General features: G+C 71.9%; 32 protein-coding genes. 15 read left to right on the forward strand and 17 right to left on the reverse strand.

Annotated features, from left to right (window positions below; genetic code table 11):
* Nucleotides 1–57: 57 nt before the first annotated feature.
* The gene (locus ABD709_RS11145; protein ID WP_344775323.1) at nucleotides 58–276 is read left to right on the forward strand and encodes a hypothetical protein; all 219 of its coding nucleotides are present in this window, start codon (nucleotides 58–60) and stop codon (nucleotides 274–276) included.
* On the opposite strand, the gene ABD709_RS11150 is transcribed toward ABD709_RS11145, so the two are convergent.
* On the reverse strand, nucleotides 269–1,501 hold the full coding sequence (locus ABD709_RS11150; protein ID WP_344775325.1) for an MFS transporter: 1,233 nt from the start codon (nucleotides 1,499–1,501) through the stop codon (nucleotides 269–271). The genes ABD709_RS11145 and ABD709_RS11150 overlap by 8 nt on opposite strands.
* 133 nt (nucleotides 1,502–1,634) lie before the next feature.
* Here ABD709_RS11150 and ABD709_RS11155 point away from each other — a divergent pair, with 133 nt between their 5' ends.
* A complete protein-coding gene (locus ABD709_RS11155; protein WP_344775380.1) occupies nucleotides 1,635–2,894 on the forward strand; it encodes an MFS transporter in 1,260 nt (419 codons plus the stop codon).
* A gap of 10 nt (nucleotides 2,895–2,904) precedes the next feature.
* Here the strand turns inward: ABD709_RS11155 and ABD709_RS11160 are convergent, their stop codons facing one another.
* The 4 genes from ABD709_RS11160 to ABD709_RS11175 all read right to left on the reverse strand — a co-directional run bounded on the left by ABD709_RS11160 (nucleotide 2,905) and on the right by ABD709_RS11175 (nucleotide 5,212).
* Nucleotides 2,905–3,465, reverse strand: coding sequence for an NADPH-dependent FMN reductase (locus tag ABD709_RS11160; RefSeq protein WP_344775327.1), 561 nt, complete (start codon nucleotides 3,463–3,465; stop codon nucleotides 2,905–2,907).
* Between the two features lie 41 nt (nucleotides 3,466–3,506).
* Entirely contained in the window at nucleotides 3,507–4,151 is a 645-nt protein-coding gene (locus tag ABD709_RS11165; protein ID WP_344775329.1) for a VOC family protein, read from the reverse strand.
* Nucleotides 4,152–4,190: 39 nt separating this feature from the next.
* Nucleotides 4,191–4,838 (reverse strand): hypothetical protein, encoded by a 648-nt coding sequence (locus ABD709_RS11170; protein WP_344775331.1) that lies wholly within the window; start codon nucleotides 4,836–4,838, stop codon nucleotides 4,191–4,193.
* 80 nt (nucleotides 4,839–4,918) lie between these two features.
* Nucleotides 4,919–5,212, reverse strand: coding sequence for a DUF1905 domain-containing protein (locus tag ABD709_RS11175; RefSeq protein ID WP_344775333.1), 294 nt, complete (start codon nucleotides 5,210–5,212; stop codon nucleotides 4,919–4,921).
* A 61-nt stretch (nucleotides 5,213–5,273) separates the two neighbouring features.
* Between ABD709_RS11175 and ABD709_RS11180 the strand changes: the two genes are divergently transcribed.
* Nucleotides 5,274–5,837: an ester cyclase gene (locus ABD709_RS11180; protein WP_344775335.1), complete on the forward strand. Its 564-nt coding sequence runs from the start codon at nucleotides 5,274–5,276 to the stop codon at nucleotides 5,835–5,837.
* Here ABD709_RS11180 and ABD709_RS11185 read toward each other — a convergent pair.
* Nucleotides 5,806–6,438, reverse strand: a complete 633-nt coding sequence (locus ABD709_RS11185) for a DUF2867 domain-containing protein (RefSeq protein WP_344775337.1) — start codon at nucleotides 6,436–6,438, stop codon at nucleotides 5,806–5,808. The two genes, ABD709_RS11180 and ABD709_RS11185, sit on opposite strands and share 32 nt — an antisense overlap.
* A gap of 88 nt (nucleotides 6,439–6,526) precedes the next feature.
* Here ABD709_RS11185 and ABD709_RS11190 point away from each other — a divergent pair, with 88 nt between their 5' ends.
* A complete protein-coding gene (locus ABD709_RS11190; RefSeq protein WP_344775339.1) occupies nucleotides 6,527–7,084 on the forward strand; it encodes a TetR/AcrR family transcriptional regulator in 558 nt (185 codons plus the stop codon).
* A 165-nt stretch (nucleotides 7,085–7,249) separates the two neighbouring features.
* A complete protein-coding gene (locus ABD709_RS11195; RefSeq protein WP_344775341.1) occupies nucleotides 7,250–7,789 on the forward strand; it encodes an MOSC domain-containing protein in 540 nt (179 codons plus the stop codon).
* Nucleotides 7,790–7,793: 4 nt separating this feature from the next.
* On the opposite strand, the gene ABD709_RS11200 is transcribed toward ABD709_RS11195, so the two are convergent.
* The 4 genes from ABD709_RS11200 to ABD709_RS11215 are packed head-to-tail and all read right to left on the reverse strand — an operon-like array spanning nucleotide 7,794 to nucleotide 11,768.
* Nucleotides 7,794–8,600 (reverse strand): ABC transporter permease, encoded by an 807-nt coding sequence (locus ABD709_RS11200; protein WP_344775343.1) that lies wholly within the window; start codon nucleotides 8,598–8,600, stop codon nucleotides 7,794–7,796.
* Nucleotides 8,600–9,460, reverse strand: coding sequence for an ABC transporter permease (locus tag ABD709_RS11205; RefSeq protein WP_344775345.1), 861 nt, complete (start codon nucleotides 9,458–9,460; stop codon nucleotides 8,600–8,602). The genes ABD709_RS11200 and ABD709_RS11205 overlap by 1 nt, the downstream gene beginning before the upstream one ends.
* Nucleotides 9,461–9,463: 3 nt before the next feature.
* On the reverse strand, nucleotides 9,464–10,669 hold the full coding sequence (locus tag ABD709_RS11210; protein WP_344775346.1) for an ABC transporter substrate-binding protein: 1,206 nt from the start codon (nucleotides 10,667–10,669) through the stop codon (nucleotides 9,464–9,466).
* 28 nt (nucleotides 10,670–10,697) lie between these two features.
* Nucleotides 10,698–11,768: an ABC transporter ATP-binding protein gene (locus tag ABD709_RS11215; RefSeq protein WP_344775348.1), complete on the reverse strand. Its 1,071-nt coding sequence runs from the start codon at nucleotides 11,766–11,768 to the stop codon at nucleotides 10,698–10,700.
* 123 nt (nucleotides 11,769–11,891) lie between these two features.
* On the opposite strand from ABD709_RS11215, the gene ABD709_RS11220 reads away from it, so the two are divergent.
* Together ABD709_RS11220 and ABD709_RS11225 are read left to right on the forward strand one after the other, a co-directional pair.
* On the forward strand, nucleotides 11,892–12,635 hold the full coding sequence (locus tag ABD709_RS11220) for a FadR/GntR family transcriptional regulator (protein ID WP_344775350.1): 744 nt from the start codon (nucleotides 11,892–11,894) through the stop codon (nucleotides 12,633–12,635).
* Entirely contained in the window at nucleotides 12,635–13,360 is a 726-nt protein-coding gene (locus ABD709_RS11225) for a cache domain-containing protein (protein WP_344775353.1), read from the forward strand. Before ABD709_RS11220 ends, ABD709_RS11225 begins: the two co-directional genes overlap by 1 nt.
* A gap of 151 nt (nucleotides 13,361–13,511) precedes the next feature.
* Here ABD709_RS11225 and ABD709_RS11230 read toward each other — a convergent pair whose 3' ends face one another.
* Nucleotides 13,512–14,987 carry an NAD-dependent succinate-semialdehyde dehydrogenase gene (locus ABD709_RS11230; protein ID WP_344775355.1) on the reverse strand — a complete coding sequence of 492 codons (1,476 nt, stop codon included), beginning with the start codon at nucleotides 14,985–14,987 and terminating at the stop codon, nucleotides 13,512–13,514.
* A 33-nt stretch (nucleotides 14,988–15,020) separates the two neighbouring features.
* Entirely contained in the window at nucleotides 15,021–16,205 is a 1,185-nt protein-coding gene (gene hppD / locus ABD709_RS11235) for a 4-hydroxyphenylpyruvate dioxygenase (protein WP_344775357.1), read from the reverse strand.
* Between the two features lie 121 nt (nucleotides 16,206–16,326).
* On the opposite strand from hppD, the gene ABD709_RS11240 reads away from it, so the two are divergent.
* A complete protein-coding gene (locus ABD709_RS11240; protein ID WP_344775359.1) occupies nucleotides 16,327–16,824 on the forward strand; it encodes an Lrp/AsnC family transcriptional regulator in 498 nt (165 codons plus the stop codon).
* A 104-nt stretch (nucleotides 16,825–16,928) separates the two neighbouring features.
* Here ABD709_RS11240 and ABD709_RS11245 read toward each other — a convergent pair whose 3' ends face one another.
* Nucleotides 16,929–17,891 carry a succinylglutamate desuccinylase/aspartoacylase family protein gene (locus ABD709_RS11245; protein WP_344775361.1) on the reverse strand — a complete coding sequence of 321 codons (963 nt, stop codon included), beginning with the start codon at nucleotides 17,889–17,891 and terminating at the stop codon, nucleotides 16,929–16,931.
* A 7-nt stretch (nucleotides 17,892–17,898) separates the two neighbouring features.
* Nucleotides 17,899–18,396, reverse strand: a complete 498-nt coding sequence (locus ABD709_RS11250) for an ATP-dependent zinc protease family protein (protein WP_344775363.1) — start codon at nucleotides 18,394–18,396, stop codon at nucleotides 17,899–17,901.
* Between the two features lie 31 nt (nucleotides 18,397–18,427).
* On the opposite strand from ABD709_RS11250, the gene rimK reads away from it, so the two are divergent.
* The 5 genes from rimK to ABD709_RS11280 all read left to right on the forward strand — a co-directional run bounded on the left by rimK (nucleotide 18,428) and on the right by ABD709_RS11280 (nucleotide 22,532).
* Nucleotides 18,428–19,618 (forward strand): 30S ribosomal protein S6--L-glutamate ligase, encoded by a 1,191-nt coding sequence (gene rimK, locus ABD709_RS11255; RefSeq protein ID WP_425575107.1) that lies wholly within the window; start codon nucleotides 18,428–18,430, stop codon nucleotides 19,616–19,618.
* A gap of 98 nt (nucleotides 19,619–19,716) precedes the next feature.
* The gene (locus tag ABD709_RS11265) at nucleotides 19,717–20,562 is read left to right on the forward strand and encodes a hypothetical protein (RefSeq protein WP_344775365.1); all 846 of its coding nucleotides are present in this window, start codon (nucleotides 19,717–19,719) and stop codon (nucleotides 20,560–20,562) included.
* Nucleotides 20,563–20,660: 98 nt separating this feature from the next.
* Nucleotides 20,661–21,110: a DUF6069 family protein gene (locus ABD709_RS11270; protein WP_344775367.1), complete on the forward strand. Its 450-nt coding sequence runs from the start codon at nucleotides 20,661–20,663 to the stop codon at nucleotides 21,108–21,110.
* A gap of 25 nt (nucleotides 21,111–21,135) precedes the next feature.
* Nucleotides 21,136–21,966 (forward strand): PhzF family phenazine biosynthesis protein, encoded by an 831-nt coding sequence (locus tag ABD709_RS11275; RefSeq protein ID WP_344775369.1) that lies wholly within the window; start codon nucleotides 21,136–21,138, stop codon nucleotides 21,964–21,966.
* Nucleotides 21,966–22,532: an LOG family protein gene (locus ABD709_RS11280; protein WP_344775370.1), complete on the forward strand. Its 567-nt coding sequence runs from the start codon at nucleotides 21,966–21,968 to the stop codon at nucleotides 22,530–22,532. The genes ABD709_RS11275 and ABD709_RS11280 overlap by 1 nt, the downstream gene beginning before the upstream one ends.
* Here ABD709_RS11280 and ABD709_RS11285 read toward each other — a convergent pair.
* Both ABD709_RS11285 and ABD709_RS11290 read right to left on the reverse strand, forming a co-directional pair.
* Entirely contained in the window at nucleotides 22,522–22,830 is a 309-nt protein-coding gene (locus tag ABD709_RS11285) for a hypothetical protein (protein WP_344775371.1), read from the reverse strand. The genes ABD709_RS11280 and ABD709_RS11285 overlap by 11 nt on opposite strands.
* 18 nt (nucleotides 22,831–22,848) lie before the next feature.
* On the reverse strand, nucleotides 22,849–24,174 hold the full coding sequence (locus ABD709_RS11290; RefSeq protein WP_344775372.1) for an FAD-binding oxidoreductase: 1,326 nt from the start codon (nucleotides 24,172–24,174) through the stop codon (nucleotides 22,849–22,851).
* A gap of 227 nt (nucleotides 24,175–24,401) precedes the next feature.
* Between ABD709_RS11290 and ABD709_RS11295 the strand changes: the two genes are divergently transcribed.
* Nucleotides 24,402–25,166 (forward strand): sensor histidine kinase, encoded by a 765-nt coding sequence (locus tag ABD709_RS11295; protein ID WP_344775373.1) that lies wholly within the window; start codon nucleotides 24,402–24,404, stop codon nucleotides 25,164–25,166.
* Nucleotides 25,163–25,837, forward strand: coding sequence for a response regulator (locus tag ABD709_RS11300; protein WP_344775374.1), 675 nt, complete (start codon nucleotides 25,163–25,165; stop codon nucleotides 25,835–25,837). Before ABD709_RS11295 ends, ABD709_RS11300 begins: the two co-directional genes overlap by 4 nt.
* Here ABD709_RS11300 and ABD709_RS11305 read toward each other — a convergent pair.
* The coding region (locus tag ABD709_RS11305) for an integrase core domain-containing protein (RefSeq protein WP_344775384.1) at nucleotides 25,834–25,965 on the reverse strand (132 nt) is incomplete at its 5' end. The genes ABD709_RS11300 and ABD709_RS11305 overlap by 4 nt on opposite strands.

Below are 25,965 nucleotides of genomic sequence, written 5' to 3' on the forward strand. Positions count from 1 at the left end.
GAGATTCCCACCCTGCTTTCATCTGGTTCTCAGGCTGGGCTGTCATCGTCCTGGGACATGGACGACGACCAGCAGGTACCAGCCCCTGCCCCCACGGGTCCGACTCCAGCACGGCGGCGCCGTCGCACCGCGTTGTTCACCTCGCGGTGGGCGGCGTCGGCCGCCGTGATCGCGGCGATGACCGCCGGCGCGGGCGCGACGATCGACGACGACGACCAGCCCGACCAGTCCGACCAGATCACCGCCTTCGCGGACCCGCCGGACGACCTCAGCTGAGCGCGCGCTCGTCGCGCACCGGCACCAGGGCGAGCGCCAGCACGGGCGTGAGCGCCGCCAGCGCATACGTCGCGCCGTATCCCCACTGAGCGATCGCGAGGCCCGCGAGCGGCGGGACGGACGCGGCGACGACGTGCTGGGCCGTGTTCTGCACGCCCAGCGCCCGACCCGACCAGAACGGCCCGGCCCGCTCCGCGACCGCCGTGAACGCGAGGCCGTTGTCGGCGACGGTGACCGCCGACGCGACGACGAGCAGCACCACCGCCAGCGCGGTGACCACCGGACCGTCGAGCGACGCGGTGAGGCCGAGGGCCAGCATGGTGGCGGCGGCGAGCACCGCGACGGTGCGCATCGGCCGCATCCGGCTGCCCACGAGGTCCGAGACGTGGCCCGACCCGATCCGGGCCGCCGCGCCGACGAGCTGGGTCCCCGCGATGACGAGGCCGGCCCAGCCGGCCGCCCAGCCGAGGTGGTCCACCAACCAGGTGAGCCCGAAGGTCCACACGACGAACTGCGGCACGACCAGCAGCATCGACGCCCCGTGCACGCGGATCAGGAAGGTGTCCTCGCGGTAGGGGTTGTGCACCGGATCGGCCGCGGACCGCTCCGGGCGGGGCGGGTCGATGACGACCAGCGCGACGAGCAGCAGCGCGAGGCCGCCGGCGACGACCGGCACCCAGAGCGCCGTCGCGACGCCGTACTTCTCGGCGAGGACGGCGATCGTGGCGGCGGCGATGCCGACGCCGAGCGGCTGCCCGGTCTGCCGGATGCCCATCGCGAGCCCGCGCCGCTCCGGCGGGAACCAGCCCACCACGACCCGCCCGGACGCGGAGTTGGTCGCGGCGCCGGCAGCCCCGGCGACGAAGAGCGCGATCGCGAGCGCGGCGAAGCCGTGGACCTGGGTCGCGACGATCCCCGCGGCCGTGGCGACGCCGAGACCGGTGAGCAGGGCGAACCGCTCACCGCGACGGTCGACGACCGAGCCCCACGCGACCAGGGCGACCATCAGACCGGCCAGGGGCGCGGCGGCCACCAACCCGGCCCGGGCCAGCGTCATTCCGTGCCGGGCGTGCAGGACCGGGATCAGGAAGGCCGCGCCGTTGACCATCACCGAGTACGCCGTCGACGCCCCCGTGCCGGCAGCGAGCATGGCCCAGCGCCGGTTCGCGCTGATGCGCTCGTGGGCCGGGATGCCGGACGAGACGGCCGCGGCGTCGGAGGTCACCCGGACAGTCAACGTCGGGAGACGGCTCCGACCGGAATCTTTCCCGCAGAGTGATCCGTGAGATACGTCTCTCCGCGGGCGGCGATGCCGGCGGGGCGGTGTCGGCGGCGTCGAGGATGATCGGCCCGTGACGATGCGGTCGTTCTGGGCGGACCTGCCCACCGAGGGACGCTGGCTGCTGTCCACGGTCGCGATCCAGACCCTGGGCCGCGGGCTCACGCTGCCGTTCACACTGATCTACCTGCACGAGGTGCGCGGCTTCGACCTCTCGCTCGCCGGCGTCCTGATGGCGCTGATCGCGATCGCCGGCCTCGCCGTGACCGGCCCGGCGGGCGCACTCACCGACCGGGTCGGCGCGCGCGCCGTGCTGCTGGTCGGGATGGCGTCGATGATCCTCGGAAACGCGCTGCTGGCGTTCGCGACGACGCCGGCCGCGGCAGCGGTCGCCCTGGTCCTGGTCGGCATCAACTTCGGCGTCTCGTGGCCGGCGTTCAACGCGTTGATCGCCGCGATCGTCCAGGGCGCGCTGCGGCAGCAGTACTTCGGGGTGAACTTCGCTCTGGTCAACCTCGGCATCGGCGTGGGCGGGGTGGTCGGCGGCCTCTACGCCGACGTGTCCCGGCCGTCGACGTTCACCGTCATCTTCCTGGCCGACGCCGCGAGCATGCTGGTCCCGGCCGCGCTGCTGCTCGGGCCGCTCCGCCACCTGCACGGACGCGCGGAGGCTCCGGAGGACGCGACGACGAACCCCGCGAGCTACGCCCAGATCCTCCGGGAACCCGCCGTGCGGCGGCTCACCATCATCACGTTCGTCGCCATCTTCATCGGCTACGGGCAGTTCGAGGCGGGGTTCCCCGGCTACGTCCGCGCGGTGGCCGAGGTGTCCACCCGCTCCGTCGGCCTCGCCTTCGCGGTCAACACCGCCGTCATCGTGCTGCTCCAGTTCACGGTGCTCACGCGGATCACCGGACGGCGCCGCACCCGGGTGATGCTCGCGATGGCCGCGATCTGGGCGGCCGCGTGGCTGCTGCTCGGCAGCACGGGCGCCGTGGCCGGCACACCGCTCGCGACGGCCGGGGTGCTGGGGTTCATGGCGGTGTTCGCACTCGGAGAGACGCTGCTGCAGCCCACGGTGCCGGCGATCGCCAACGACCTCGCCGCGGACCACACCCGCGGCCGCTACAACGCCATCAACGCCGGCGCGTTCCAGCTCGGCTCGATCACCGGCCCGGCCGCGGCCGGCGTGCTGCTCGACCAGGGGCTGGCCGGGCTCTACGTCGCGCTGATGGTCGCGGGGTGCGCGCTCATCGCCGTGCTCACCCGCGGGCTGGAGCGGGCCATTCCGGCGACGGCGAACGGGGTGCCCGCGGAGCCGTCGGCCGGCGTGCCCTGACCGGCGACGGTCAGGCCGCGTCGCGGACGGTGCTCAGCGCTGCCGCCCACTTCTCCAGCTGCTCGAAGAGCGTCTCGAGCGCCTCGGCCTGCTGCGGCTCGGGCTTGAGCTCGGACATGTCCTCGAAGTCCGCGAACAGGGACAGCGACACCTGCTGGCGCACGTGCGCCATCTGCAGCTCGCTGGCGATGCCACGCAGGTGCTCGATCGCCCGCGAACCACCCAGCGATCCGTAGCCGACGAACGCGCAGGCCTTGTCGTTCCACTCGGCGTAGAGGTAGTCGATGGCGTTCTTCAGTGCCGCCGACGTCGAGTGGTTGTACTCCGGGGTGACGAAGACGTAGCCGTCGTACTGGTCGATCAGCTCCGCCCAGGCCTTGGTGTGGTCGTTCTGGTACTGGCCCAGGGACGGCGGGACCGGCTCGTCGAGGAACGGCAGCGGGTGGTCGCGCAGGTCGATGAGGTCGTACGTCGCCGCGCGGCTGCTCGCCGCCTTGGCGACCCAGTCGGCGACCTGCTCACCGTTCCGGTTGGGACGGGTGCTTCCGAGGATGATCGCGATCTTGGTCATGGGGAGGCGGTACCCGGGCGCCACCAGCCCACACAGGAGGGTCAGTCCCGGCCCTGCCAGGTGGCGATGTCGACCTCGTTGCCCTCGGGGTCCGCGAGCGTCCAGTGGCTCGGTCCGTTGTCCCGCACCAGCGTGCCGCCAGCGTCGAGGCCCGCCTGCACCCGCGCCTCGGCCTGGTCGTGCGGCACGCCGACGTCGATGTGGATCCGGTTGCGACCGGTGCGCATCTCGTCCATCTGCTGCACGTAGACCGGCGGGTAGAGACCCTCGGGATCGGCGATGTCGCTGTCCCCGGCCAGCTCGTAGCCCAGGACCGCGCACCAGAACGCGCGCACCTTGTCGACGTCGAGGGCGTCCAGGGCGAACTCCCACGTGCGGATGGCGCCCGGGTCGGCCCGGACGCCGAGCTCGCGGGCCGCGGCGGAGATCTTGCGGGCGAGGTCGAGGTCCTTGTCGGTCAGCGACATCGTCGAGTGGGTCGCGAGCCGGAGCTCGAGGACCGGGTAGCGCAGGTTGACGTCGGGATGGTGGTCGGCCTCCTCGGCCAGCCGGCCGACCTCGTCGACGAGCCTCAGCCCGGTGGCGAAGTCCTTGGTGCGGAAGACCGCGAACGCCTGCCACCACAGGACCCTCCAGTCCTCGGTGCCCTCGGCCTCGGAGAACTGCTGCGCGGTGATCTTCTCCATGCGTCGACCCTAGGTCGGCGGACCGACAGCGGGAAGCGGTCAGGCCTGCCGGTCCTCCGGGCCCTGCGGGAGGATCGGCCGGGTCAGCTCGCCCCAGGCGTTGTCGACCAGCTCGGCGATGTCGAGGTGCGTCGCCCGCTGGACATAGGGCTTGGCGAGCTCGACCTGGACGACCTTGACCAGGAACCGCCGCAGCTCGGACTCCATGCCGGCGATCTTCTGGAGCACCGCGGCCCGGCGGGTGTCGGCCTGCAGGTTGAGCGCGACGTCCTCGGGCTGCGGCACCGCGATGTCGATCCGGATCCGCAGCGGGTGCTCGGCGTGCACCCGGAGGACGAGGGGCACCACGACGTCGGCGTTGAACCGGTGCCGGTCGACCTTCATGTCGACGTCGAAGACGACGCTGATGGGGAGGAACACCTTGTAGGTGAGGACGTCGCCGTGGATCTCCTCGCCCTTGCACTCGCGGAACGTGCCCAGCACGCTCACGGTCGCGAACTGGCGACCGGGTCCGGCGCCGATCGGGCCGAGCTGGATGGTCTCGCCGAGGATCTCGTTGATCATCCGGACCACGCGGTCCTTGCCGAGCACGCGGCGGACCCACTCCACCCCGAACTGCTCGTAGGTGATCGCGCGCACGGGCTCGGGCATCGGCGCGGGCACGTCGATCTCCTCGCCGATGGTCACGCCGTCAGAGTACCCACCGAAATCGCGGAAACCCCGGTGGGTGCGGCAAATTCGCCGTTCTCAGCCCTTGCCGGAAGTGGTCATGCGAGCGGCTCGAGGGTGAGGCGCACGTCGACGTGATCGCCGTCGTCGATGCCCTCCGCACGGCGTACGGCGACCTTGAGGGGCAGCAGGTAGCGGCCATCCTTGGGGAACAGGGAGGTGGTGAAGTCGGTCCCGCCGACGGTCGCGCTCACCGGGATGCAGCCCCAGCCGTAGCTGAGGATCGGCTCGTCGGCCTTGATGTCGGCGCTGTCGTCGTCGGGCAGGGCGACGTAGTAGTAGGGCGCCGGGCCGCGCCACTGGAAGACCGGCCCGCTGAACGCGATCTCCATGGCGGGAGCGTACGTCGGCGCGCCGACGTCCGCGCGTAGCCGGTCCCGCCACACTGCGGTCATGACGCGCACCAGGTTCGACATCCCCGACCGCGCCACGCTCGAGGCGCGGCAACGTCTCGTGCTCGACCACTTCCGCGACGAGGTCGCGCAGGACTGGGACGCGACGCTGTCGACGTTCCCGCACCCCCACTACGAGCTGGTCCCGACGCTGACGGTGCACGACGGCGGTGCCGACGTGCGGGCCTACTACCGGGACACGCGGACCGCCTTCCCCGACCAGCACCACGAGATCATCGAGCTGCGGCACAGCCATGACGCCGTGGTCGTGGAGTTCTGGCTGCTCGGGACCCACCTCGGGCCGCTCGGAAGGATCCCGGCCACCGGCGGCCGGTTCCGGGTGCGGATGACCGCCTACTTCGTCTTCGACGAGGCGGAACGGCTGGTGAGCGAGCGGATCTACTTCGACACCCTCAGCATGCTCAAGCAGCTGCTGGGCTCGCTGGACCACAAGGACCCCCGCTCGCTGCTGACCCTGGTCAAGGCGTTCCGCGGGCTCCTCGCGATGTCGGGCGACCCCGACCCGCGGCTCCTCAGGACGCCCGTGGCCGAGGACCTCGACTGACCCGGGAAGCCCAGTCGCGCGCGACCTGCCGCTCCATGGCCGGATAGACGACGAGGTAGCGGAACGGCTTGATGAACGCCATGTAGGCGTGACCGAACCGCCCGCGGGGCTTCACGTAGACCGCCATCTGTCCCTGGAACAGCCCGTCCGGCCGCTCGACCCAGGCCAGGTGGAGCACGCCGTGGACCGTGCGGTTGGAGATCTCGGCGGCGTACTCCGTCGCGGTCCGGTAGACCGGTGTGAACGGCAGGTGCTCGTGCCGCATGCCGTCGACGGTCCCGCGCAGGTCGGCCGGCAGTCGCGGCACGATGCTCGAGGCGGTGTCGCCCGGGATGGCCAACCCACCGCTCGGGTCGGCGTCGTGCACCTCGCCCAGCCCGAACCAGCGCCCGAGCGCGTCGCGAGCCCACCACAGGAACCGGCTCGGGACGTTGCCCCCGCGGCCGGGCTCGGCCGTCAGGGTCATCGCGATCGCGTCGTCGAACTCCTCGGCCGTCCCCACCACCTCCGGGAGCCGCCAGACGTCCTCCAGCCGGAAGTCCGGCAGGAGCTCGTGGACACGGAGGTCGAGCGTGAGGTGCTCGGAGCTGGGGATCCGCATGACCGGGGGCCTTCCATACGGGTGCGTATAGAGGGACGGTACGACGCGGCCTGCCGCGGGTCAATACGGTGGCGTATAGATTGTCGGCGTGGCGACCGCGAAGACCCCCGCCGACGCGTGGCTCGACGCCGGGCTGACCGCGCTGGCCGAGGGCGGGCCGGAGGCGGTCCGCGTCGAGCGGCTGGCCACTGCCCTGGGCGTGACCAAGGGCGGGTTCTACTGGCACTTCCCCGACCGGACGGCGTTCCTCGAGCGCGTCCTGGACCGGTGGGAGCACGCCGCCGTCGAGGACGTGATCGCGATCCTCGAGTCGCACCCCGCCGACGCCCGCGACCGGCTGCGGGAGCTCTTCGGCCTCGCGATGAGCTTCGTGGTCTCCCGCGAGGGCGCCGGCGTCGAGCTCGCGGTCCGCGACTGGGCCCGGCGCGACACCGCCGTGGCCGCGCGCCTGCGCGGGATCGACGACCGCCGGATGTCCTACATGCGCGCGCTGTTCGCGGAGTTCTGCGACGACGAGCTCGACGTCGAGGCGCGGTGCCTGCTGGCCTACTCGGTCTTCCTCGGTCAGCACCTCGTCGCCGCCACCCACGGCGACTACGCCCGCGCCGACGTACTCCACCGGGCGCTCGAGAACCTGCTCACCTGACCCCTCCCCCCCCCCCCCCGCGAATCTTCGTTCCTGCAGCGCCGAATCCTTTCCCGTGCAGGGTCGAATCGTGCCCGGTGCCGCGCGCGGCCGTCATCACGCAAGACTCGATGCGACATGACTCAAGATTCGCGGTGGGTGGGCCCAGCGAGGGAGGGTGGGACGGTGAGCGGTGAGGTGATCGGTGTGCACGTCAGCGACCGGCATGCGTTCAGCAAGCAGGCCGCGGACGTCATCACCCTGCTCGAGGGGCTCGGGGTCGAGGGCGACGCCCACTGCGGGGTGACGGTCCAGCACCGGTCCCGCGTGCGGTTCAACCCGGCGCAGCCGAACCTCCGCCAGGTGCACCTGATCCATGCCGAGCTCTTCGACCACCTGGCCGGGCGCGGCTTCGACGTACGCCCGGGCGACCTCGGCGAGAACATCACCACCCGTGGTCTCGACCTCCTCGATCTTCCGGTCGGCGCCCGGCTGACCATCGGCGACGCGGTCGTGACGGTGACCGGGCTGCGCAACCCGTGCGTGCAGATCGACCGCTTCGCTCCGGGCCTCCTCAAGGAGGTCGTCCACCACGACGACGATGGGAGGACGGTCCGGCTGACCGGCGTGATGGGCGTCGTGTCCCGCAGCGGCACCGTCCGTCCCGGCGACGACATCGTCGTCGAGCTGCCGTCGGGACGGCACTACCGGCTCGACAAGGTTTGACGCGCTAGCGGCCGGCGAGACCCTCGCTGGTGCCGGCGAGCTTCTGGGATACCCAGATCGGGACGATCGACAGCAGGATCAGCACGACCGCGATCACGTTGACGACCGGGCCCTGGTTGGGCCGGAACAGGTTGTTGAAGATCCAGAGCGGCAGGGTCTGCTCCTTGGGCCCCGCGGTGAACGTGGTCACGATGATCTCGTCGAAGGACAGCGCGAACGCCAGCAGCCCGCCGGCGATCAGCGCCGAGCGCATCATCGGGAAGGTCACCAGCCAGAACGTCTGGAAGATCGACGCGCCGAGGTCGGACGAGGCCTCCTCCAGCCCGACGCCGACCCGCCGCAGCCGCGCGACGACGTTGTTGAACACCGTGACGATGCAGAACGTCGCGTGCGCGACCACAATGGTGAGGAACCCGAGCTCGAGCCCGAACATGGTGCGGAACGCGTTGTTCAGCGCGATGCCGGTGACGATGCCGGGCAGCGCGATCGGCAGGATGATGAGCAGCGAGACCGCGTCGCGCCCGAAGAACCGGTAGCGCTGCAGCGCCATCGCGGCCATCGTCCCCAGCACCAGTGCGAGCACCGTGGCGAGGCAGGCGACCTCGATGCTGGTCACCACCGCGTCGCGCGCGCCCTGGCTGTCGAATGCCCGACGCCACCACTCGAGGGTCAGCCGGCTCGGCGGCCACGCGAACGTCTGGCTGGCGTTGAAGGAGTTGATCACCACCAGCATCAGCGGTGCGTAGATAAACAGCAGCGCGACCGCCGTGCACACCCGCAGGAAGACCCGGAACCCCGACGACAGCACCATCACACGTTCTCCAGGGCTCCGGTACGGCGTGCCACGGCGAGGTAGCCGAGCATGATGACCACCGGGATGGTCGCCACCGCCGCCGCGAAGGGCAGGTTGTTGGCCGCACCGACGTTGTCGTAGACCACGTTGCCGAGCATCTGGTTCGCGCCGCCGACGATCTGCACGGTGATGTAGTCCCCGAGCGAGAGCGAGAACGTGAAGATCGAGCCCGCGACCACGGCCGGGAAGAGCGTCGGCAGGACCACGCGCCGCAGGGTGTGACCGGTGCGGGCCCCCAGGTCCATCGAGGCCTCGAGCATCGAGTCGGGCAGGCGCTCCAGGCCGGCGTAGATCGGCAGGATCATGAAGGGCAGCCACAGGTAGGAGAGCGTGATCACCACCGCGGCGAGGCCGTAGCCGGGCAGGTCGAGGCCGAGGAGGCGGCCGGTGTCGTGCACGATCCCGTCGTCGGAGAGCATGATCCGCCAGGCGTAGGCCTTGACCAGGTAGCTCGCCCACAGCGGCGTGAGCACCGCGATGACCATCAGGTTCCGCATCCGCGGCGAGGCGACCTTCGCCATGTAGAGCGCCACCGGCAGCGCGACGACCACGTCGATGACCGTCACGCCCGCCGCGATGCCGATGGTGCGGAAGGTGATCCGGCGGTAGACCTCGGACTGCCACAGCTCGCGGAAGTTGTCGAGGTTCCACTGCCGGACCACCTCACCCGTGAAGGAGTTCTGTCCCCACAGCGAGGTGATGAACAGTGCCGTCAGCGCGCCGAGGTAGGCCAGGCCGAGCCAGAGCATCGGCGGGGTGATCAGCAGGCTCAGCCGCAGCCGGGACCTGCGGTAGAGCGCGGCGGACAGGCTCGCCAAGGGTCAGCCCTTGATCTCGGTCCAGGCCTGGGTCCAGTCGCCGTAGTCGGTGCAGGTCACGTCCGTCCGGCCGTCCAGGCACTCCGGGATCGGCGTGGTCCAGTACCAGATCTGGCTGGCGTAGTCCTCGTCGCCGGCGTGGTAGCTGTCGCAGAAGCCCTTGGTCGCGATGTCGCACGCCTTGGCGTTCGACGGCGCCTCGCCGAAGTACTCCGCCACCGCGTCGTTGGCCTCCGGGCTGATGATGTGGTTCATCCACTCGTAGGCGCAGTTGGGGTGCTTCGACTCCGAGGAGATCATCCAGGTGTCCGACCACCCGGTGGCGCCCTCCTCGGGCAGGGTCACGTCGACCGGCACGTCCTGGTCCTGCGCGACGTTGGCGATCACCTGCCAGGTCGTGCCGATCACGGAGTCGCCGGTCGTGAAGGCCTGGACCTCCTTGAGGTAGTTGGACCAGTACTCCGAGATCTGGCCGCGCTGCGTCTTCAGGAGCTCGACGGCCGCGTCGAGCTGGTCCTGGTCGAGCGCGTAGGGGTTCTTGATGCCGAGGTCGGGCTGGGTCTTCATCAGGTAGAGCGCGGCGTCGGCGATGTAGATCGGGGAGTCGTAGGCAGTGATGTTCCCGGCGTAGGGCGAGTTCTCGTCGAACACCGCGCTCCAGCTGGTCGGCGCGGGGCTCACCTTGTCCGAGCGCCACATCAGCAGGTTGGCGCCGTAGCCGTGCGGGACGCCGTACATCTGGCCGTCCACCGAGTTCCAGTCGCGGTCCTTGAGGAAGTCGTAGACGTCGGCGTAGTTGGGGATCAGGTCGGTGTTGACCGGCGCGACGTCGCCGGCCGCGATCAGTCGCAGCGACGCGTCGCCCGACGCCGAGACCACGTCGTAGTCGCCGGTCTTCATCAGGTTGACGGCCTCGTCGGAGGTGCCGAAGTACTTCACGTTGACCTGGCAGCCGGTCTCCTTCTCGAACGGCGTGACCCAGTCGATCGACTTGTCGGTCGAGCCGTCCTCGGCGTACCCCGGCCACGCGAGTACGTCGACCTCCCCCTCACCGTCGCCGAGGCTCTGGAGCATCGGCACGTCCGGCGGGGTGAACCCCTTCGCGCCCGGCTCGTCCGAGCCGCCGTCGCCCGAGCTGGTGCCGCACGCGGCGGCGAGGGTGAGGGCGGCGCAGGCGGCCGCGATGCGGGACAGGGAGCGGACCTTCATGAGCATTTCTCCTTGGGACGGTTCGGTTTCAGCCGGCGGCGGCCACGTCGGCGGCGGTGACGTCGACGGCGTGCTCGCGCACCCAGCTGAGGTGCACGCGGGCGCCCCGGCCGGCGGTCTCGCCGTCGGCCGCGGACTGCTGGTTCTGGCGCAGGACGATGAGCGACCCTCCGCCGTCGATGTCGACGATGCTCTGGGTCGCAGAGCCGAGGTAGACGACCTCGCGGACGACGCCGGCGGTGGTCACCGCGTGGCCCTCCGGGACGCTGGTGGAGTCGACGTGGAGGTGGATCTTCTCCGGTCGGAGGCTGTAGGTGCCCGCGGTGCCGAGCAGCCGCACGGCCTCCTCGCCCTCGATCACGTTCGAGGTGCCGACGAAGCGCGCGACGAACGGGGTGGCGGGGTGCTCGTAGAGCTCGTGGGCGGTCGCGACCTGCTCGATCCGACCGTCGTTGAACACCGCGATCCGGTCGCTCATGGTCAGCGCCTCCTCCTGGTCGTGGGTCACGAACAGGAACGTGATGCCGAGGGAGCGCTGCAGCTCCTTGAGCTCGACCTGCATCTCGCGGCGGAGCTTGAGGTCGAGGGCGCCGAGCGGCTCGTCGAGGAGCAGCACCTTGGGCTGGTTGACGATCGCGCGGGCGAGCGCGACCCGCTGCCGCTGGCCGCCGGAGAGCTGCCCGGGCCGGCGGGCGCCGTACTCCCCGAGCCGGACCCGCTCCAGCGCCTCGGCGGCGCGTGCGACCCGCTGCGCCTTGGGCACCCGCTTGACGCGTAGGCCGTACTCGACGTTCTCGCGGACGCTCATGTGCGGGAACAGCGCGTAGTCCTGGAAGACGGTGTTGACGTCGCGGGCGAACGGTGGCCTGCGGGTCACGTCCTCGCCCGCGAGCCGGACCTGGCCCGCCGTCGGGGACTCGAAGCCGGCGACCATGCGCAGCACCGTGGTCTTGCCCGAGCCGGAGGGGCCGAGCATCGAGAAGAACTCACCGTCGGCGACGTCGAGGTCGACCCCGTCGACGGCCGTGACCGCGCCGAAGGACTTGCGCAGGCCGCGCAGGGAGATCGCCGGGAGCTCCGTGTCGTCGGTGGCCGCCACCTGTTCTCCTGCCTGGGTCCGGGTTGTGGCCGAAAACATATGAGACTAGTTTTCAAACCGCAAGGGTGTCCGGCACAATTCATCCGGCCCGCCGGCGAGGGCCTGCGGAGCCGAGGAGGCGCAGTGGCGATCCAGTTCTACGGGCGTGCGACCGCTGCCGTGTTCGCGCCGCTGGAGAGCACCAGTCGCTCCTCGCGGATCGCCCGGCGGCTCACCGACGCGATCGCGCTCGGCCTGCTCCCCGACGCCCAGCAGCTGCCCGGCGAGATGGACCTCGCCGCCCAGTTCGGGGTCTCGACGGTGACCATCCGTGAGGCGCTGTCGATGCTGCGGCACGAGGGCCTGATCGAGACCCGCCGCGGCCGGGGCGGCGGCAGCTTCGTCCGCGTGCCCGCCGACGGTGCCAGCTCGCTCGCCCGCCGGCGGCTGGGCGAGGTCAGCCTGGTCGAGCTGCGCGACCTGGGCGACGTCTACACCGCGATCGCCGGCCAGGCGGCGGCCCTCGCGGCGCGTCGCGCCGACGACGAGGACGTCGCCCAGCTCCGCCGGGCTGCCGCGCAGCTCGCCGAGGCCGGCGAGCCCGACGCCCGGCGCCGGGCGGACGCGCAGTTCCACATCCAGGTGACGGTGGCCGCCCAATCCGCCCGCCTCTACCAGGAGGAGGTGCACCTCCAGGCCGAGTTCGGCACCCTGCTCTGGCTCGCGTTCGGCGACGACGCCAGCCACGGCGAGATGGTCCGCAGCTGCACCGCCGTGGTGGACGCGATCGAGGCCCGGGACGCGCACGCCGCCCGCGCCACCGCCGAGCAGCGGGTCACCGACGCCACCGCCCGCCTGATCGACTACCGCCTCGACCAGGAGCTGTGATGACGACCGCCACGAACGTCTCCGCGGACACCGCCGCCGTCCTCGGCGCCCTGCGCGACCTCGCCACGTCCGTGTTCGGCGACGTCGACCGGATCGCGGCCGCGACCCTCGAGCAGCTCGACCCCGCCGGGCGCCGGCTCAGCACCTCGCTCCGGGCGATCGACGAGGTCACGACGCGGATTGTCGAGCAGCAGGGCCAACCGATCACCGGCGCCGGCTTCGTCGCCGCGGTCGGCTACCTCGACGACACCCGCTGGTGGCTCGAGTGGTTCGCCCGCGGCGAGGGCGCCAAGGCCGACCGGCTCGCGTCCGAGACCAACCCGCAGGCGCCCGGCTTCTACGACTACGAGTTCCTGCCCTGGTACGTCGTCCCGCGGGACACCGGTCGCCGGCACGTCACCGGCCCCTACGTCGACTACCTCTGCACCGACGACTACACCCTCACGTTCACGATGCCGGTGGTCGTCGACAAGACGTTCGCGGGCGTGGCCGGCGCCGACGTGAAGGTCGACACGGCCGAGACGCTGCTGATGCCGCCGCTGCGCGCGGCTGGCCAGCGGCTCGCCGTGGTCAACGCGCACGGCCGGATCGTCGCCAGCAACAGCGGCCGGCACGTCTGCGGCGACCTGCTGGCCGACGTCGACGTACCTGCCGCGTGGCAGCACGGCCACCCCGCCCTGCACCGCCTCGACGACCTCCCCCTCGCGGTCGCCGACCTCGGTTGAACCCTCAGTTGGATCCCGTCGAACCCTCAGTTGGATCCCGTTGAACCGTCAGTTCAGAACGGTTCCGAACTGAGGGGTCGAGGTGCTCGAAGTGAGGGTTCGAGGTGCTCGAAGTGAGGGTTCGAGGTGCTCGAACTGAGGGTTCGCGGGTTCAGATGCCGTCGACGGCGAAGTAGCGGGTCTCCTGGAACTCGCGGATGCCCTCGCGGGCGCCCTCGCGGCCGATGCCGCTCTGCTTGACGCCGCCGAACGGCGCCGAGGGGTCGGAGACCAGGCCGCGGTTGACGCCGACCATGCCGGCCTCGATCCGCTCGGCGATCCGCAGCGCGTCCTGGAGCCGGCCGGCGTAGACGTAGGACGCCAGGCCGTACTCGGTGTCGTTGGCCAACCGCAGCATCTCGCCCTCGTCGGTCCAGGTGACGATCGGCGCGACCGGGCCGAAGACCTCGTCGGTGAGGATCTCGGCGTCCGGGGCGACGTCGGCGAGGATCGTGGGAGCGACGTACCACCCGTCCTCCGGCGCCGACGCCTGGTGCGCGACCCGGGCACCGGCCGCGACGGCCGCCTCGAGCTTCTCCCGTACGCCGACCGCGGCCTTCTCGTTGATGAGCGGGCCGATGTCGGTCTCCGGGTCGTCCGCGGGGCCGACCTTGAGCGCCTCGACGGCCTTGCCGAACCGGGCGACGAAGTCGTCGGCCACGTCGGCGTGGACGTAGAAGCGGTTGGCCGCGGTGCAGGCCTGGCCGGCGTTGCGGAACTTGGCGATCATCGCGCCCGACACCGCGGCGTCGAGGTCGGCGTCGGCGGTGACGACGAAGGGCGCGTTGCCGCCGAGCTCCATCCCGGAGTTGACCACCCGGTCGGCCGCCTGCTTCAGCAGCAGTCGACCGACCGGCGTGGAGCCGGTGAAGGACACCATGCGGACCCGCGCGTCCTCCAGCCAGGTGGTGCCGAGCGCAGCCGAATCGGTGGTGGGGACGACGTTGACGACACCGTCTGGGACGCCGGCATCCCGAAGGACGTCGGCGACGAGAAGCGCGGTGAGCGGGGTTTCCGAGGCCGGCTTGAGAACGATGGTGCACCCCGCGGCGAGGGCCGGCGCGATCTTGCGCGTGGCCATGGCGGCGGGAAAGTTCCACGGGGTCAGCAGGGCTGCGACGCCGACCGGCTGGTGGGTGACGAGGGTCCGGGCACCCGTCGCCGGCGCGATCGTGTAGTCGCCCTCGCTGCGCACCGCCTCCTCGGAGAACCACCGGAAGAACTCCGCCGCGTAGGCGACCTCGGCCTTGCCGTCCGCGCGAGCCTTGCCGTTCTCCAGGCACATGATCGCCGCGAACCGGTCGGTGTCCGCGACCATCAGCTCCCAGGCCTTGCGCAGCACCTCGGCCCGGTCGCGCGGCGACGTCTCCGCCCAGTCGCGGAACGCCGCTGCGGCCGCGTCGACGGCGGCGGTGGCGTCGGCCTCCTGGCCGTCCGCGATCGTCGCGATCGACTCACGGGTGGCCGGGTCGATGACGTCGAAGGTGCCGCCCGCCCGCGCGGGGACGGCCTTGCCGCCGATCCTCAGGCCCAGGTCGAGGTCGGCGATCTTGGCGAGCGAGGCGAGCGATGCAGACGAGTCAGCCATGCCGCCGAGGCTACCGCCGCCCCGGAAGCCTTCCTACAGGTTGCCACGGCGGTCCTGCTCGCGCTCGATCGCCTCGAACAGGGCCTTGAAGTTGCCCTTGCCGAAGCCGAGAGAGCCGTGCCGCTCGATGAGCTCGAAGAAGACGGTCGGCCGGTCGCCGATCGGCTTGGTGAAGATCTGCAGCAGGTAGCCGTCCTCGTCGCGGTCGACGAGGATCCCGCGCTTCTGCAGCTCCTCGACCGGCACCCGCACCTCGCCGATCCGGGCGCGCAGCTCGGGGTCCTCGTAGTAGGAGTCGGGTGTGTCGAGGAACTGGATGCCCATCTCGCGCAGGTGGTCGACCGAGGCGAGGATGTCCTCGGTCGCGAGCGCGAGGTGCTGGGCGCCGGGGCCGCGGTAGAACTCCAGGTACTCGTCGATCTGGCTCTTCTTCTTCGCGATGGCCGGCTCGTTGAGCGGGAACTTCACCCGGTGGTTGCCGCTCGCGACGACCTTGCTCATCAGCGCCGAGTAGTCGGTCGCGATGTCGTCGCCGATGAACTCGGCCATGTTGGTGAAGCCCATGACCCGGCCGTAGAACTCGACCCACTCGTCCATGTGCCCGAGCTCGACGTTGCCGACGACGTGGTCGAGCGCCTGGAACACCTGGGTGCGGCCGGCGAGCTCGTCGGTGCGCGCGACGTAGCCCGGCAGGTAGGGACCCTGGTAGCGGCTGCGGTCGACCAGCGTGTGGCGGGTCTCGCCGTACGTCGCGATCGCGCCGATGCGGACCGTGCCGTGCTCGTCGCTGACGTCGTGCGGCTCCTCGAGCACGGTCGCACCCTGGGCCCGCGCGTGCTCGATGCAGCGGTCGACGTCGGGCACCTCGAGCGCGATGTCGAGCACGCCGTCGCCGTGGTGGGCGTGGTGCGCGATCACCGGGCTGTCGGGGTGGACGCCACCCTTGATGACGAACCGCACGGCGCCGGACTCGAGGACGAAGGCGTGGTGGTCGCGGTTGCCCGTCTCCGGACCGGAGTAGGCGACCAGCTCCATGCCGAAGGCGGTCCGGAAGAAGTGCGTCGACTGGACCGCGTTGCCGACGGCCCACACCACGGCGTCCCAGCCGGTGACGGGGAACGGGTCCTGCGAGGCGTCGTACTCCACGAGCCCGACGAGCTGGCGCAGCTGCTCGAGGTCGAGGTGGGCGAGACGTTCGGTGTCGGTCAGCACGGTCATGCGCACAGTGCAGTCGATGGAGGGCCGGGTGCGCAACGAGGCCGGGACACAGTGGCCACCAAGCACATCCCAGAGGGATGGCGACATGATTTACTAGGCGGACCGCCTAGCAAGGAGCGCCATGGCTCTCGACCGTCTCGACATCGCGCTGCTGACCGCGATGCGCGACCACCCGCGGGCCGGCGCGCTCGAGCTGTCCCGCCGGCTCGGCGTCGCCCGGGCGACGGTCCAGGCGCGGCAGCAGCGCCTGGAGTCGTCCGGCGTGGTGACCGGCTACGGACCGGACATCGACCTCGAGGCCGCCGGGCAGCAGCTGATGGCGTTCGTGACCCTCGAGATCGCGCAGGGCGCGCTCGACCAGGTGGCCTCGGAGCTCGAGGCGATCCCGACGGTCCTCGAGGCCTACGCGACGACGGGGTCCGCCGACGTGCTCTGCAAGGTGGCGACGACGTCGCACACCGAGCTCCAGGACACCCTGGTCGAGCTCAACCGGTCTCCCTCGATCGTGCGGTCGACGAGCGTGGTCGTGCTCGGCACCGTCGTGGCGCCCCGCGTCCTCCCGCTGCTCGAGCGGTCGGCCGAGGAACGCGGCGCCCGCGCGCCGGCGTACCGCGGCTGAGCGTGCAGGTTTCCCAGGGGATGTAGGGAAGTCCACGCTCCCCACGTCGTACAACCATGGGGAAGCGCAGGTATCGCTGCATCCCTTGGGAAACCTGCACCCGCTCACCCGATCGTCTCGGCGACCTCCGCGATGTGCACGAGCGCGTCGCCGGCGTGCACCATCGGCGCCCGGGTCAGCCCGATGACGACGCCCGACCGGTCGGCGTGCACCAGACGCACCCGTCGCCCGAAGGTGTCCGAGAGCCCGCCCAGCCGGCGGCCGGCCTCGACGTGCTCGCCGAGCTGCACCTCCAGGTGCAGGATGCCGGTGCCGCGGGCCCGCACCCAGCCGCTGCTGTGCGAGACGGCGACCGCGGCGGCCGGCTCCTCGACGGGGTCGAGCATGCCGAGCCCGGCGAGCACCCGGCGTACGCCGAGCACTCCGACCGCGATCGGCTCCGGGTCGAACCGCATCGCCTCGCCGCCCTCGAAGAGCAGCACGGTCGCCCCGACGTCGCGCGCGGCCTGGCGCAGTGACCCGTCGCGGAGCCGGGCGTGCAGCATCACCGGGGCGCCGAACGTGGCGGCCAGCTCCCGGGTGCGCGGGTCCTCGAGGTCGCCGCGGATCTGCGGCAGGTTGGCGCGGCGGTCGGCCGCGGTGTGCAGGTCGATGCCGACCTCGCACTTGGCGACCACCTCGGTCATGAACAGGTGCGCGATGCGGCTGGCCAGCGAGCCGCGCGCCGACCCCGGGAACGACCGGTTGAGGTCGCGCCGGTCGGGCAGGTAGCGGCTGCCGGCCATGAACCCCAGCACGTTGACGACCGGTACGGCGAGCAGGGTGCCGCGCATCTCCTTCGGCGACACCGCGGCGAGCACCTGCCGGATCACCTCGACGCCGAGCACCTCGTCGCCGTGGATCGCCGCACTGACCCAGACCGTCGGTCCGGGCTCGCGGCCGTGCACGACCTGCACCGGGAGGCTGACGTCGCCGCCCGTCACCATCCGGGTGATCGGCAGCTCGACCTCCTTGGTCGACCCGGCCCGGACCCGGTGGCTCCCGATCGGGAAGGACTCCCGTGCCATCAGCGGCTCACGCCCGCCCGCGGTTCTTGCGGCGCACGCCGCGCTTGGGCCGGCCGCCGAGGTAGGAGTGCCCGGAGTCGACCACGAAGCCCTGGCGCAGCGCGTCCCGCCCGATGAGCAGCCGGAAGCCCATCGCGTCGCGGCGGGTGAGGGTCAGGTCGGTGGTGACGACGCGGTCGTGCAGGCGGACCGAGGTGCGGACGACGTACCGGTGCTGCTCGTGCCCCGAGGAGCTGCGCACCACCCGCTCGTCGTGCAGGGGCAGCTCGACGGGCACCAGGTCCTCGGTGCTGCGCTGCCAGGGATGGATGCCGAATCGGACCCAGCGCTCGCCGTCGCGCTCGACCTCCTCGAGGTCGAAGGCGTGCAGCGCCGAGGAGCGGGCGCCGGTGTCGAGCTTGGCCTTGATCCAGTCGACGCCGAGGTCGGGGAGGCTCACCCACTCCCGCCAGCCGGCGATGACGGGGCTCCCCGCCTGGCTGGTTAGATGGTGGCTCGATGACACGGACCCCATCCAAGCAGTCGGCCGAGCCGCGATGAAGCTGGCGATCCTCTCCCGCGCGCCGCGCGCTTACAGCACCCAACGGCTCCGCACCGCGGCCCTCGAGCGCGGCCACCAGGTCAAGGTGCTCAACACCCTGCGGTTCGGCATCGACCTCTCCGGCGACGCGCCGGACCTGCAGTTCCGCGGCCGGCCGCTGTCGCACTACGACGCCGTGCTGCCGCGGATCGGCAACTCGATCACCTACTACGGCACCGCGGTGGTGCGGCAGTTCGAGCAGATGGACGTCTACACGCCCAACACCGCGAACGGGATCGCCAACTCGCGCGACAAGCTGCGCGCCACCCAGATCCTGTCGAGGCACGGCGTCGCGATGCCGCCGACGACCTTCGTGCGCGACCGGGGCGACGTGATCCCGGCGATCGAGAGCGTCGGCGGCGCTCCGGTCGTGATCAAGCTGCTCGAGGGCACCCAGGGGATCGGCGTCATCCTCGCCCCGTCGATGAAGGTCGCCGAGGCGATCATCGAGACCCTGCAGAGCACCAAGCAGAACGTGCTGATCCAGAGCTACATCAAGGAGAGCCGCGGCCGGGACATCCGGGCACTGGTCGTCGGCGACCGCGTCGTCGCGGCGATGCGGCGCAGTGCCAAGGGCGACGAGTTCCGCTCCAACGTGCACCGCGGCGGCAGCGTCGAGGCGGTCGAGCTCAGCGAGGAGTTCCAGGCGACCGCCGTGCGGTCGGCGCAGATCATGGGCCTCAAGGTCGCCGGTGTCGACATGCTCGAGAGCGAGACCGGCCCGCTGGTGATGGAGGTCAACTCCTCGCCCGGCCTCGAGGGCATCGAGTCCGCGACCAAGCTCGACGTGGCCGGCGCGATCATCGACTACGTCGACAACCAGGTCGCGTTCCCGCAGATCGACGTACGCGAGCGGCTCGCGGTCTCGACCGGGTACGGCGTCGCGGAGCTCGTCGTCCACGGCGACCCCTCGATCGTCGGCAAGACGCTCGGCGACTCCGGCCTCCGCGAGCGCGACATCACCGTCCTGACGCTGCACCGCGGCACCCGGGTGATCCCGAACCCCGGGGCCCGGCACGTGCTCGAGGCCGACGACCGGCTGCTGTGCTGGGGCAAGCTCGAGGAGATGCGCGGGATGATCCCGGCCCGGCCGAAGCGCCGCTCGCGGGTGAAGAAGCTGCCGAAGAACCCGATCCTCGAGCCCTGACGACCCTCGGGGCCCTTGGTCATCGGGCGTGGGCCCCCCGACCCTGGTCGGGCGTCGCCCCCGCCGCCGACGATGGTGGCGGAGGGCAGGTGGCGACGATGACGACAGCGGTCCGGACCCGGCCGGCTCCGGCGACGAAGACCGGTCCCGCACGCCGGACCACGGTGCTGTGCCTGGTGCTGGCACCGGCCGTGGTGGCTGCGACGGTGCCGACCGTGCTCGCCGACGGCCTGCTCAGGGGACCCGCGGTCATGAACGGGTCGGTCCGCGGGACCGCGCTGGTGGTGCTCGTCGTCGCGCTGCCCGGCCTCCTCCTCGCGCTGCGGGCGGCCGGGGAGGGATCCGTCCGCGCCCACGCGGTCCTGGTCGGCGCGCTGGCCTACCTGACCTACAACGCGATGCTGTTCGCCTACGCGACGCCGTTCAACGAGCTCTACCTGGCCTACATCGTCCTGCTGGCCCTGTCGCTGTGGACCCTGGTGAGCGCCTTCGTCGATCCCTTGCCGAGGATCGATCCCGGCCCGCGGTTCCCCGTCCGGGGCGTCTCGGCATTCCTGCTCACCGTGGCCGTGCTCAACGCGGCGGCGTGGCTGCGGGTCGACGTACCGGCCCTGCACCAGGACCCTCCGGGGTCTCTTGCCGGAACCGGTCTCACCACGAACCCCATCCACGTCCAGGACCTCGCGGTGTGGATCCCCGCGATCACCATCGTCGCGGTGCAGCTGTGGCGTCGCCGGCCCTCCGGGATGTTCCTCGCCGGAGCCGCCCTCGTCTTCTGGGAGATCGAGGCGGTCGGCGTCGCCGTCGACCAGTGGTTCGGCCACCGCGCCGCGCCCACCTCCGACGTCGCGACCCTCGGTGGTGCCGGGTTGTTCGTCGCCATGGCGGCGCTCACCCTCCTCCCGCTCACCCTCTGGCTCCGCGCGGCGCCGGCACGGCCCTGAACTTTCTTCGGGAGGACTGTCGAATCGGTCGGACCCGCTTCGTGGAGGGGACATGAGCGGGTCGCACCGGGCGACCCGTCGAGGAAACGGAGCCCGACATGTCCACCACCACGCAGATCCCCAGCACCGGCACCAGCACCAGCACCACCGCGCCGAGCACGACCGAGCGCCGGCCGGTGTGGAAGCACGGCGTCGTCGCCGCCGTCGCCGCCTCCGTCGCCACGACGGTCCTGGCAGCCGTCGCGTCCGCGGCGGGTGTCTCCTTCGGGGACGGCACCGGCGCGAGCATCCCGATCGCCGGGTTCGCCCAGCTGACCCTGGTCTTCTCGCTCGCCGGCGTCGGCCTCGCCGCGATCCTCGCCCGCAAGGCCCGCCGGCCGCGGTCGACCTTCGTCCGCACGACCGTCGCGCTGACCGCCGCGTCCTTCGTCCCCGACCTGACGTTCGGGTTCGACGCCGCCTCCGCCGCCACCCTGATCACGCTGCACACGGTGGCCGCGGCCATCGTCGTCCCCACCCTGGCCCGCCGGCTCTCGCGGACCCGCTGACGCGCTGACGTCCTAGGCTCGGACCGTGCCACTGCCCTTCCGCCAGGTCGACGTCTTCAGCCCCACCCCGCTCCGGGGGAACCCGGTCGCGGTGGTGCACGACGCGGACGACCTGACGGAAGGGCAGATGGCCGCGTTCGCGCGCTGGACCAACCTGTCCGAGACGACGTTCCTGCTGCGGCCGGCCGATCCGGGCGCCGACTACCGACTCCGGATCTTCACGCCGGGCGGCGAGCTGCCGTTCGCGGGGCACCCGACGCTCGGGTCGGCGCACGCGTGGCTGGAGGCGGGCGGCACCGCACAGGGCGACACCGTCGTCCAGGAGTGCGGCGCCGGCCTGGTGCGGATCCGCCGCGGCGACCGCCTCGCCTTCGCTGCGCCGCCCCTGCTCCGGTGCGAGGAGATCGACGACGCGGCGCTGGACACCGCCTGCCGCGCGCTCGGGCTCGAGCCCCCGGACGTCGTCGACGCGCGCATCGTGGAGAACGGGCCGACGTTCCTGGCACTGCTCCTCGCCGACGCGGCCGCGGTGCTCGCCGTCCGCCCCGACCTCGGGGCGTTCGGCGACCTCGACATCGGCGTCGTCGGTCGCTACCCGGCCGGCGGCGAGACCGCTGTCGAGGTCCGTGTGTTCGTGCCGGCGCTCGGCGTGGCCGAGGACCCGGTCACCGGCAGCTTCAACGCCGCCGTCGCCCAGTGGCTCAGCGCGGACGGCACGCTGCCGTCGTCGTACGTCGCCGCCCAGGGCACCGCGCTCGGCCGCGCCGGTCGGGTCCACGTCGAGACGGCCGAGGACGGCACGATCTGGGTCGGCGGCGACACGGTCACCACGATCGAGGGCTCGGTCGACCTCTGATGGCCGGCGGGATCACCCGGCTCGGGGTCTTCCTCGGGTCGAGCGAGGGCACCGACCCGCGCTTCGCCGTGTCGGCGTACGAGGTCGGTCGCGGGCTGGCCGGGCGGGGTGTGGAGCTGGTGTACGGCGGCGGTGGCAGCGGCTTGATGGGCCGGCTCTCGCAGGGCGTCCTCGACGCGGGCGGCCACGTCTACGGCGTGATCCCTCGGTTCATGGTCGAGCGGGAGTGGGGGCGGCTGCACGAGGCCGGTGTCGAGATGCACGTCGTCGACACGATGCACCAGCGCAAGGCGAGGATGGCCGAGCGGGCGCAGGCCTTCCTGGCCCTCCCCGGGGGGCTCGGCACCCTCGAGGAGCTGTTCGAGGTCTGGACCTGGCAGACCCTCGCGCTGCACGCGAAGCCGGTCGGCCTGCTCAACACCGCGGCCTACTGGGACCCGCTCGTCGCGATGCTGCACCGGGTCGTCGACAACGGCTTCATGGCGCGGGCCACGGTGGACGGCCTCGTGGTCGCCGAGGACCTCGACGACGCGCTGGACGGGCTGGCCGCCCGGCTCAGGTCCTGACCGCCGCGTGGATCTCCTCGAGCCGCGCCTTGAGCTCCGGGATCTGCCGCACGAGCGCGATCTCCTCGGCGAGCTCGGCCAGCAGGCCCTGGACCTGGCCCAGCAGCTCCTTGGTCTCGGCGAGCGTCGTGTCGACGCTCGTCATCCGCTCGTCGACCTGGCCGAGGGTCGCGTCGACCGACTCGAGCTTCGTGTCGACGTGCGCGAGCTTGGTGTCGACGAGGCCGAGCGTGTCGTTGGCCGTGCTGAGCGTGCGGTCCGCTCGCCTGAGCGTGTCACCGACCGGGTTGAGTCCCATGGACGCTGAATGTAGCCCTCACGGCGCGATGTTGTGGTTGAGGGCGAACACGTTCGCCGGGTCGAAGCGACGCTTCACCTCGACCAGCCGGGCGTACGTCGCCGGCGGGTACGCCGCCGCGAGATCCGCGCTCGTCGCGGAGCCCTGGAAGTTCAGGTAGGTGCCCGTGCCGTGGGCCGCGACCGCCTGCCACGGCTCGAAGGCCCGTTCGACGTCGGTCTCGGTGGCGGCCTCGGGCAGCACCGCGCCGCACAGGACCATCGCCTCGGCGTCGCGGTGCGCGAACGCGGTGTCCTCGGGGGGGACCCGGCCGAACGCGCCGCCGAGGCTGCGCAGCGCGATCGCCTTCGGTGGCATCGTCGCGTGCAGCTCCGCGATCGCACCGACCACCTCGTCGCCGAGCTCGGGAACGAGCACGTTGCGCGCCGCCATCCGCAACCCGGGCGGCAGCTGCTGGGCGTCCTCGAGGATCTCCGCGTAGCCGCGCCGGGCGATCTCGGCCCGCACGACGGTGCCGAGCTCGAACAGCGGCTCGACGACGGCGTCCACCTCCACCGCCGGGATGTCCCCTCCCGCGTAGCAGAGCAGCACGGTGGCCGTCGGCGGCACGTCCGGGATCCGCGGCATCAGCGCCAGCGTGCTGGAGAGCTCGTCGGGCGCGCCGCGCATCGCGTCCCGCCACCCGCGGACCAGCTGCACCGCGTCGTCGAGCCGGTAGGTCACCGTCCCGAAGTGCACGACGGGCGCCGGCTGGGCGACGAAGTCGAGGTCGACGACCACGCCGAAGTTCCCGCCCCCGCCGCGCAGCGCCCAGAACAGGTCGGGGTTGTCGGTGGCCGACGCCCGCACGAGACGCCCGTCGGCGAGCACGACCCGGGCACCGACCAGGTTGTCGATCGCCAGGCCGTGCCGGCGGACCATCCAGCCCATGCCGCCGCCGAGGGTCAGCCCGCCGACACCGACGTCGTTGGTGTCACCGGCCGTCAGCCCCCAGCCGTACGGCGCCAGCTCGGCGGCGACCCGGCCCCAGGTCGCGCCGCCGCCGACCCGGACCAGGCGCTCGTCGCGGTCGAGCACCTCGACCGCGTCCAGCCGTTGCAGGTCGATCACCATGCCGCCGTCGTTGATGCCGTGACCGAGGGCGCTGTGGCCACCCGACCGGACGGCCACCGGGAGACCCCGCCGGGCGGCGTGGGCCAGCGCGACCGCCACCTCGTCGGCCCCTCGGGGCCGGACCACCACCGCCGGCCGGCCGGTCGCGAAGAACACGCGGGCGGCGTCCTCGTACCCCTCGTCCCCGGGCCGCAGGACCTCCGTCGCGATCGCGGGCTCGTACAGGCTCATCGTCGTCTCCTCTTCTCGTCGATCGTTGTGCTCGATGGTTCGCCGGATCCGGGCCGGGCGCGTCGCCCGAGGGACGTCACTTCGGGCTGCTCCGCGGGTGGTGGACCCCGTGGCATCCAGACACCGCGACGGCGGCAGGTGTGACACCGGACTACTGCGGCAGCGGTACGCGCGGCGTACTCCCGCAGCGGGACGCGCGAGCCGCGCGCGCCGCCTACGCTTCGACCATGCGCACCGATCGCGGATGGCGGAGGTTCTACGCCGCCGGCTGGCTGGCATCGGCGGGCGTCGCCGTCGTCGCCGGGCTGCAGTGGCGCGCCTACGTCCGTGAGGTGGAGAGCCGCGCCGAGGAGGCCGAGCGCACCCGCGACGAGGTCGCCCGCCGCCGCGCGGTCGAGGAGCGGCTGCGGATCGCGCGGGAGCTGCACGACTCGCTCACCCACAGCATCTCGGTGATCAAGGTGCAGGCCGGCGTGGCGGCGCACCTGGCCCGCAAGAACGGCGAGCAGCCGTCGGACGCCCTGCTCGCGATCGAGGAGGCGGCCGGGGAGGCGGTCCGGGAGCTGCGCTCCACGCTCGACGTGCTACGCCGCGACGAGGACCTCAACGCCAGCGGCCTGGACCGGGTGCCGGCCCTGGTCGAGCGCGTCCGCTCGTCCGGCCTGCCCACGACCCTCAGCGTCCGCGGCGAGGTGCGGGCACTCCCTACCGAGGTCGACCAGGCGGCCTACCGCGTCGTGCAGGAGGCGCTGACGAACGCCTCGCGGCACGCGGTGGACGCGACCGCATCCGTCGAGATCGTCTACGGACGCGGCTCGCTCACCGTCCGGGTCGAGGACGACGGTCGCGGGTCGCGGCCGTCCGCGGTGCCGGGCTACGGGCTGATCGGGATGCGCGAGCGGGTGACCGCGATCGGCGGCCGGCTGCGCGCGGAGCCCGGGGACGACGGGGGCTTCTCCGTGCACGCCGAGCTCCCCGTGGCGGCGTCGTGACCGGGTCGGCGATCCGGGTGGTGCTGGTCGACGACCAGGCGCTGATCCGGACCGGCATCAGGGCGTTGCTCGACGCCGAGGACGACATCGAGGTGGTCGCGGAGGCGACCACCGGGCGCGAGGGCGTCGGCGCCGCGGCCGAGCACCGGCCCGACATCGTGCTGATGGACGTGCAGATGCCCGAGATGGACGGCATCGAGGCCACCCGCCGCATCGTCGGGGACGAGCGGTTGGCCGGCGTCCGGGTCGTCATGCTGACCAACTACGGGCTCGACGAGTACGTCTTCAACGCGCTGCGCGCCGGTGCCTCCGGGTTCGTCGTCAAGGACACCGAGCCTGCCGACCTGCTGCAGGCGCTACGGGTGACCGTGCGGGGCGACGCGCTCCTCTCCCCGGGCGTCACCCGGCGGCTGATCAGCGAGTTCGTCGCGCGGCCCGCGGACGTGCTGCCGTCCGCCGACCTCGACCAGCTCACCAACCGCGAGCGCGAGGTCGTCGCGTTGGTCGCGCACGGCCTCAGCAACGACGAGATCGCCGAGCGGATGGTGCTCAGCCCGATGACCGCGAAGACCCACGTGAGCAGGGCGATGACCAAGCTCGGCGCCCGCGACCGCGCCCAGCTCGTCGTGTTCGCCTACCAGTCCGGCCTGGTCGCCCCCCGCGTCGGCTAGCTGTAGTTCCCCGTGAGGTTGTGAACGCGGTCGGCGGGGGCGAGGCCTCCGATGCCGGTGTGGGGTCGGTGATGATTGTAGAAGTGGACCCAGTCGGCGTAGGTCGCTGAGCGGGCCTCGTCGGACAG

This window comes from Nocardioides panacisoli (genome assembly GCF_039537325.1).
Lineage (GTDB): Bacteria > Actinomycetota > Actinomycetes > Propionibacteriales > Nocardioidaceae > Nocardioides > Nocardioides panacisoli.

What these genes read in the sequence shown, in the direction of transcription:
- ABD709_RS11225 (WP_344775353.1), top strand. Translation starts at nt 12,635, where the DNA reads ATGACGACCGCCACGAACGTCTCCGCGGACACCGCCGCCGTCCTCGGC.
- ABD709_RS11185 (WP_344775337.1), bottom strand. Translation starts at nt 6,438, where the DNA reads ATGCGGATCCCCAGCTCCGAGCACCTCACGCTCGACCTCCGTGTCCAC.
- rimK (WP_425575107.1), top strand. Translation starts at nt 18,428, where the DNA reads ATGAAGCTGGCGATCCTCTCCCGCGCGCCGCGCGCTTACAGCACCCAA.
- ABD709_RS11180 (WP_344775335.1), top strand. Translation starts at nt 5,274, where the DNA reads ATGACGCGCACCAGGTTCGACATCCCCGACCGCGCCACGCTCGAGGCG.
- ABD709_RS11165 (WP_344775329.1), bottom strand. Translation starts at nt 4,151, where the DNA reads ATGGAGAAGATCACCGCGCAGCAGTTCTCCGAGGCCGAGGGCACCGAG.
- ABD709_RS11145 (WP_344775323.1), top strand. Translation starts at nt 58, where the DNA reads ATGGACGACGACCAGCAGGTACCAGCCCCTGCCCCCACGGGTCCGACT.
- ABD709_RS11280 (WP_344775370.1), top strand. Translation starts at nt 21,966, where the DNA reads ATGGCCGGCGGGATCACCCGGCTCGGGGTCTTCCTCGGGTCGAGCGAG.
- ABD709_RS11245 (WP_344775361.1), bottom strand. Translation starts at nt 17,891, where the DNA reads ATGGCACGGGAGTCCTTCCCGATCGGGAGCCACCGGGTCCGGGCCGGG.
- ABD709_RS11295 (WP_344775373.1), top strand. Translation starts at nt 24,402, where the DNA reads ATGCGCACCGATCGCGGATGGCGGAGGTTCTACGCCGCCGGCTGGCTG.
- ABD709_RS11240 (WP_344775359.1), top strand. Translation starts at nt 16,327, where the DNA reads ATGGCTCTCGACCGTCTCGACATCGCGCTGCTGACCGCGATGCGCGAC.
- ABD709_RS11155 (WP_344775380.1), top strand. Translation starts at nt 1,635, where the DNA reads ATGCGGTCGTTCTGGGCGGACCTGCCCACCGAGGGACGCTGGCTGCTG.
- ABD709_RS11230 (WP_344775355.1), bottom strand. Translation starts at nt 14,987, where the DNA reads ATGGCTGACTCGTCTGCATCGCTCGCCTCGCTCGCCAAGATCGCCGAC.
- ABD709_RS11160 (WP_344775327.1), bottom strand. Translation starts at nt 3,465, where the DNA reads ATGACCAAGATCGCGATCATCCTCGGAAGCACCCGTCCCAACCGGAAC.
- ABD709_RS11175 (WP_344775333.1), bottom strand. Translation starts at nt 5,212, where the DNA reads ATGGAGATCGCGTTCAGCGGGCCGGTCTTCCAGTGGCGCGGCCCGGCG.
- ABD709_RS11200 (WP_344775343.1), bottom strand. Translation starts at nt 8,600, where the DNA reads ATGGTGCTGTCGTCGGGGTTCCGGGTCTTCCTGCGGGTGTGCACGGCG.
- ABD709_RS11285 (WP_344775371.1), bottom strand. Translation starts at nt 22,830, where the DNA reads ATGGGACTCAACCCGGTCGGTGACACGCTCAGGCGAGCGGACCGCACG.
- hppD (WP_344775357.1), bottom strand. Translation starts at nt 16,205, where the DNA reads ATGACCGTGCTGACCGACACCGAACGTCTCGCCCACCTCGACCTCGAG.
- ABD709_RS11265 (WP_344775365.1), top strand. Translation starts at nt 19,717, where the DNA reads ATGACGACAGCGGTCCGGACCCGGCCGGCTCCGGCGACGAAGACCGGT.
- ABD709_RS11290 (WP_344775372.1), bottom strand. Translation starts at nt 24,174, where the DNA reads ATGAGCCTGTACGAGCCCGCGATCGCGACGGAGGTCCTGCGGCCCGGG.
- ABD709_RS11210 (WP_344775346.1), bottom strand. Translation starts at nt 10,669, where the DNA reads ATGAAGGTCCGCTCCCTGTCCCGCATCGCGGCCGCCTGCGCCGCCCTC.
- ABD709_RS11270 (WP_344775367.1), top strand. Translation starts at nt 20,661, where the DNA reads ATGTCCACCACCACGCAGATCCCCAGCACCGGCACCAGCACCAGCACC.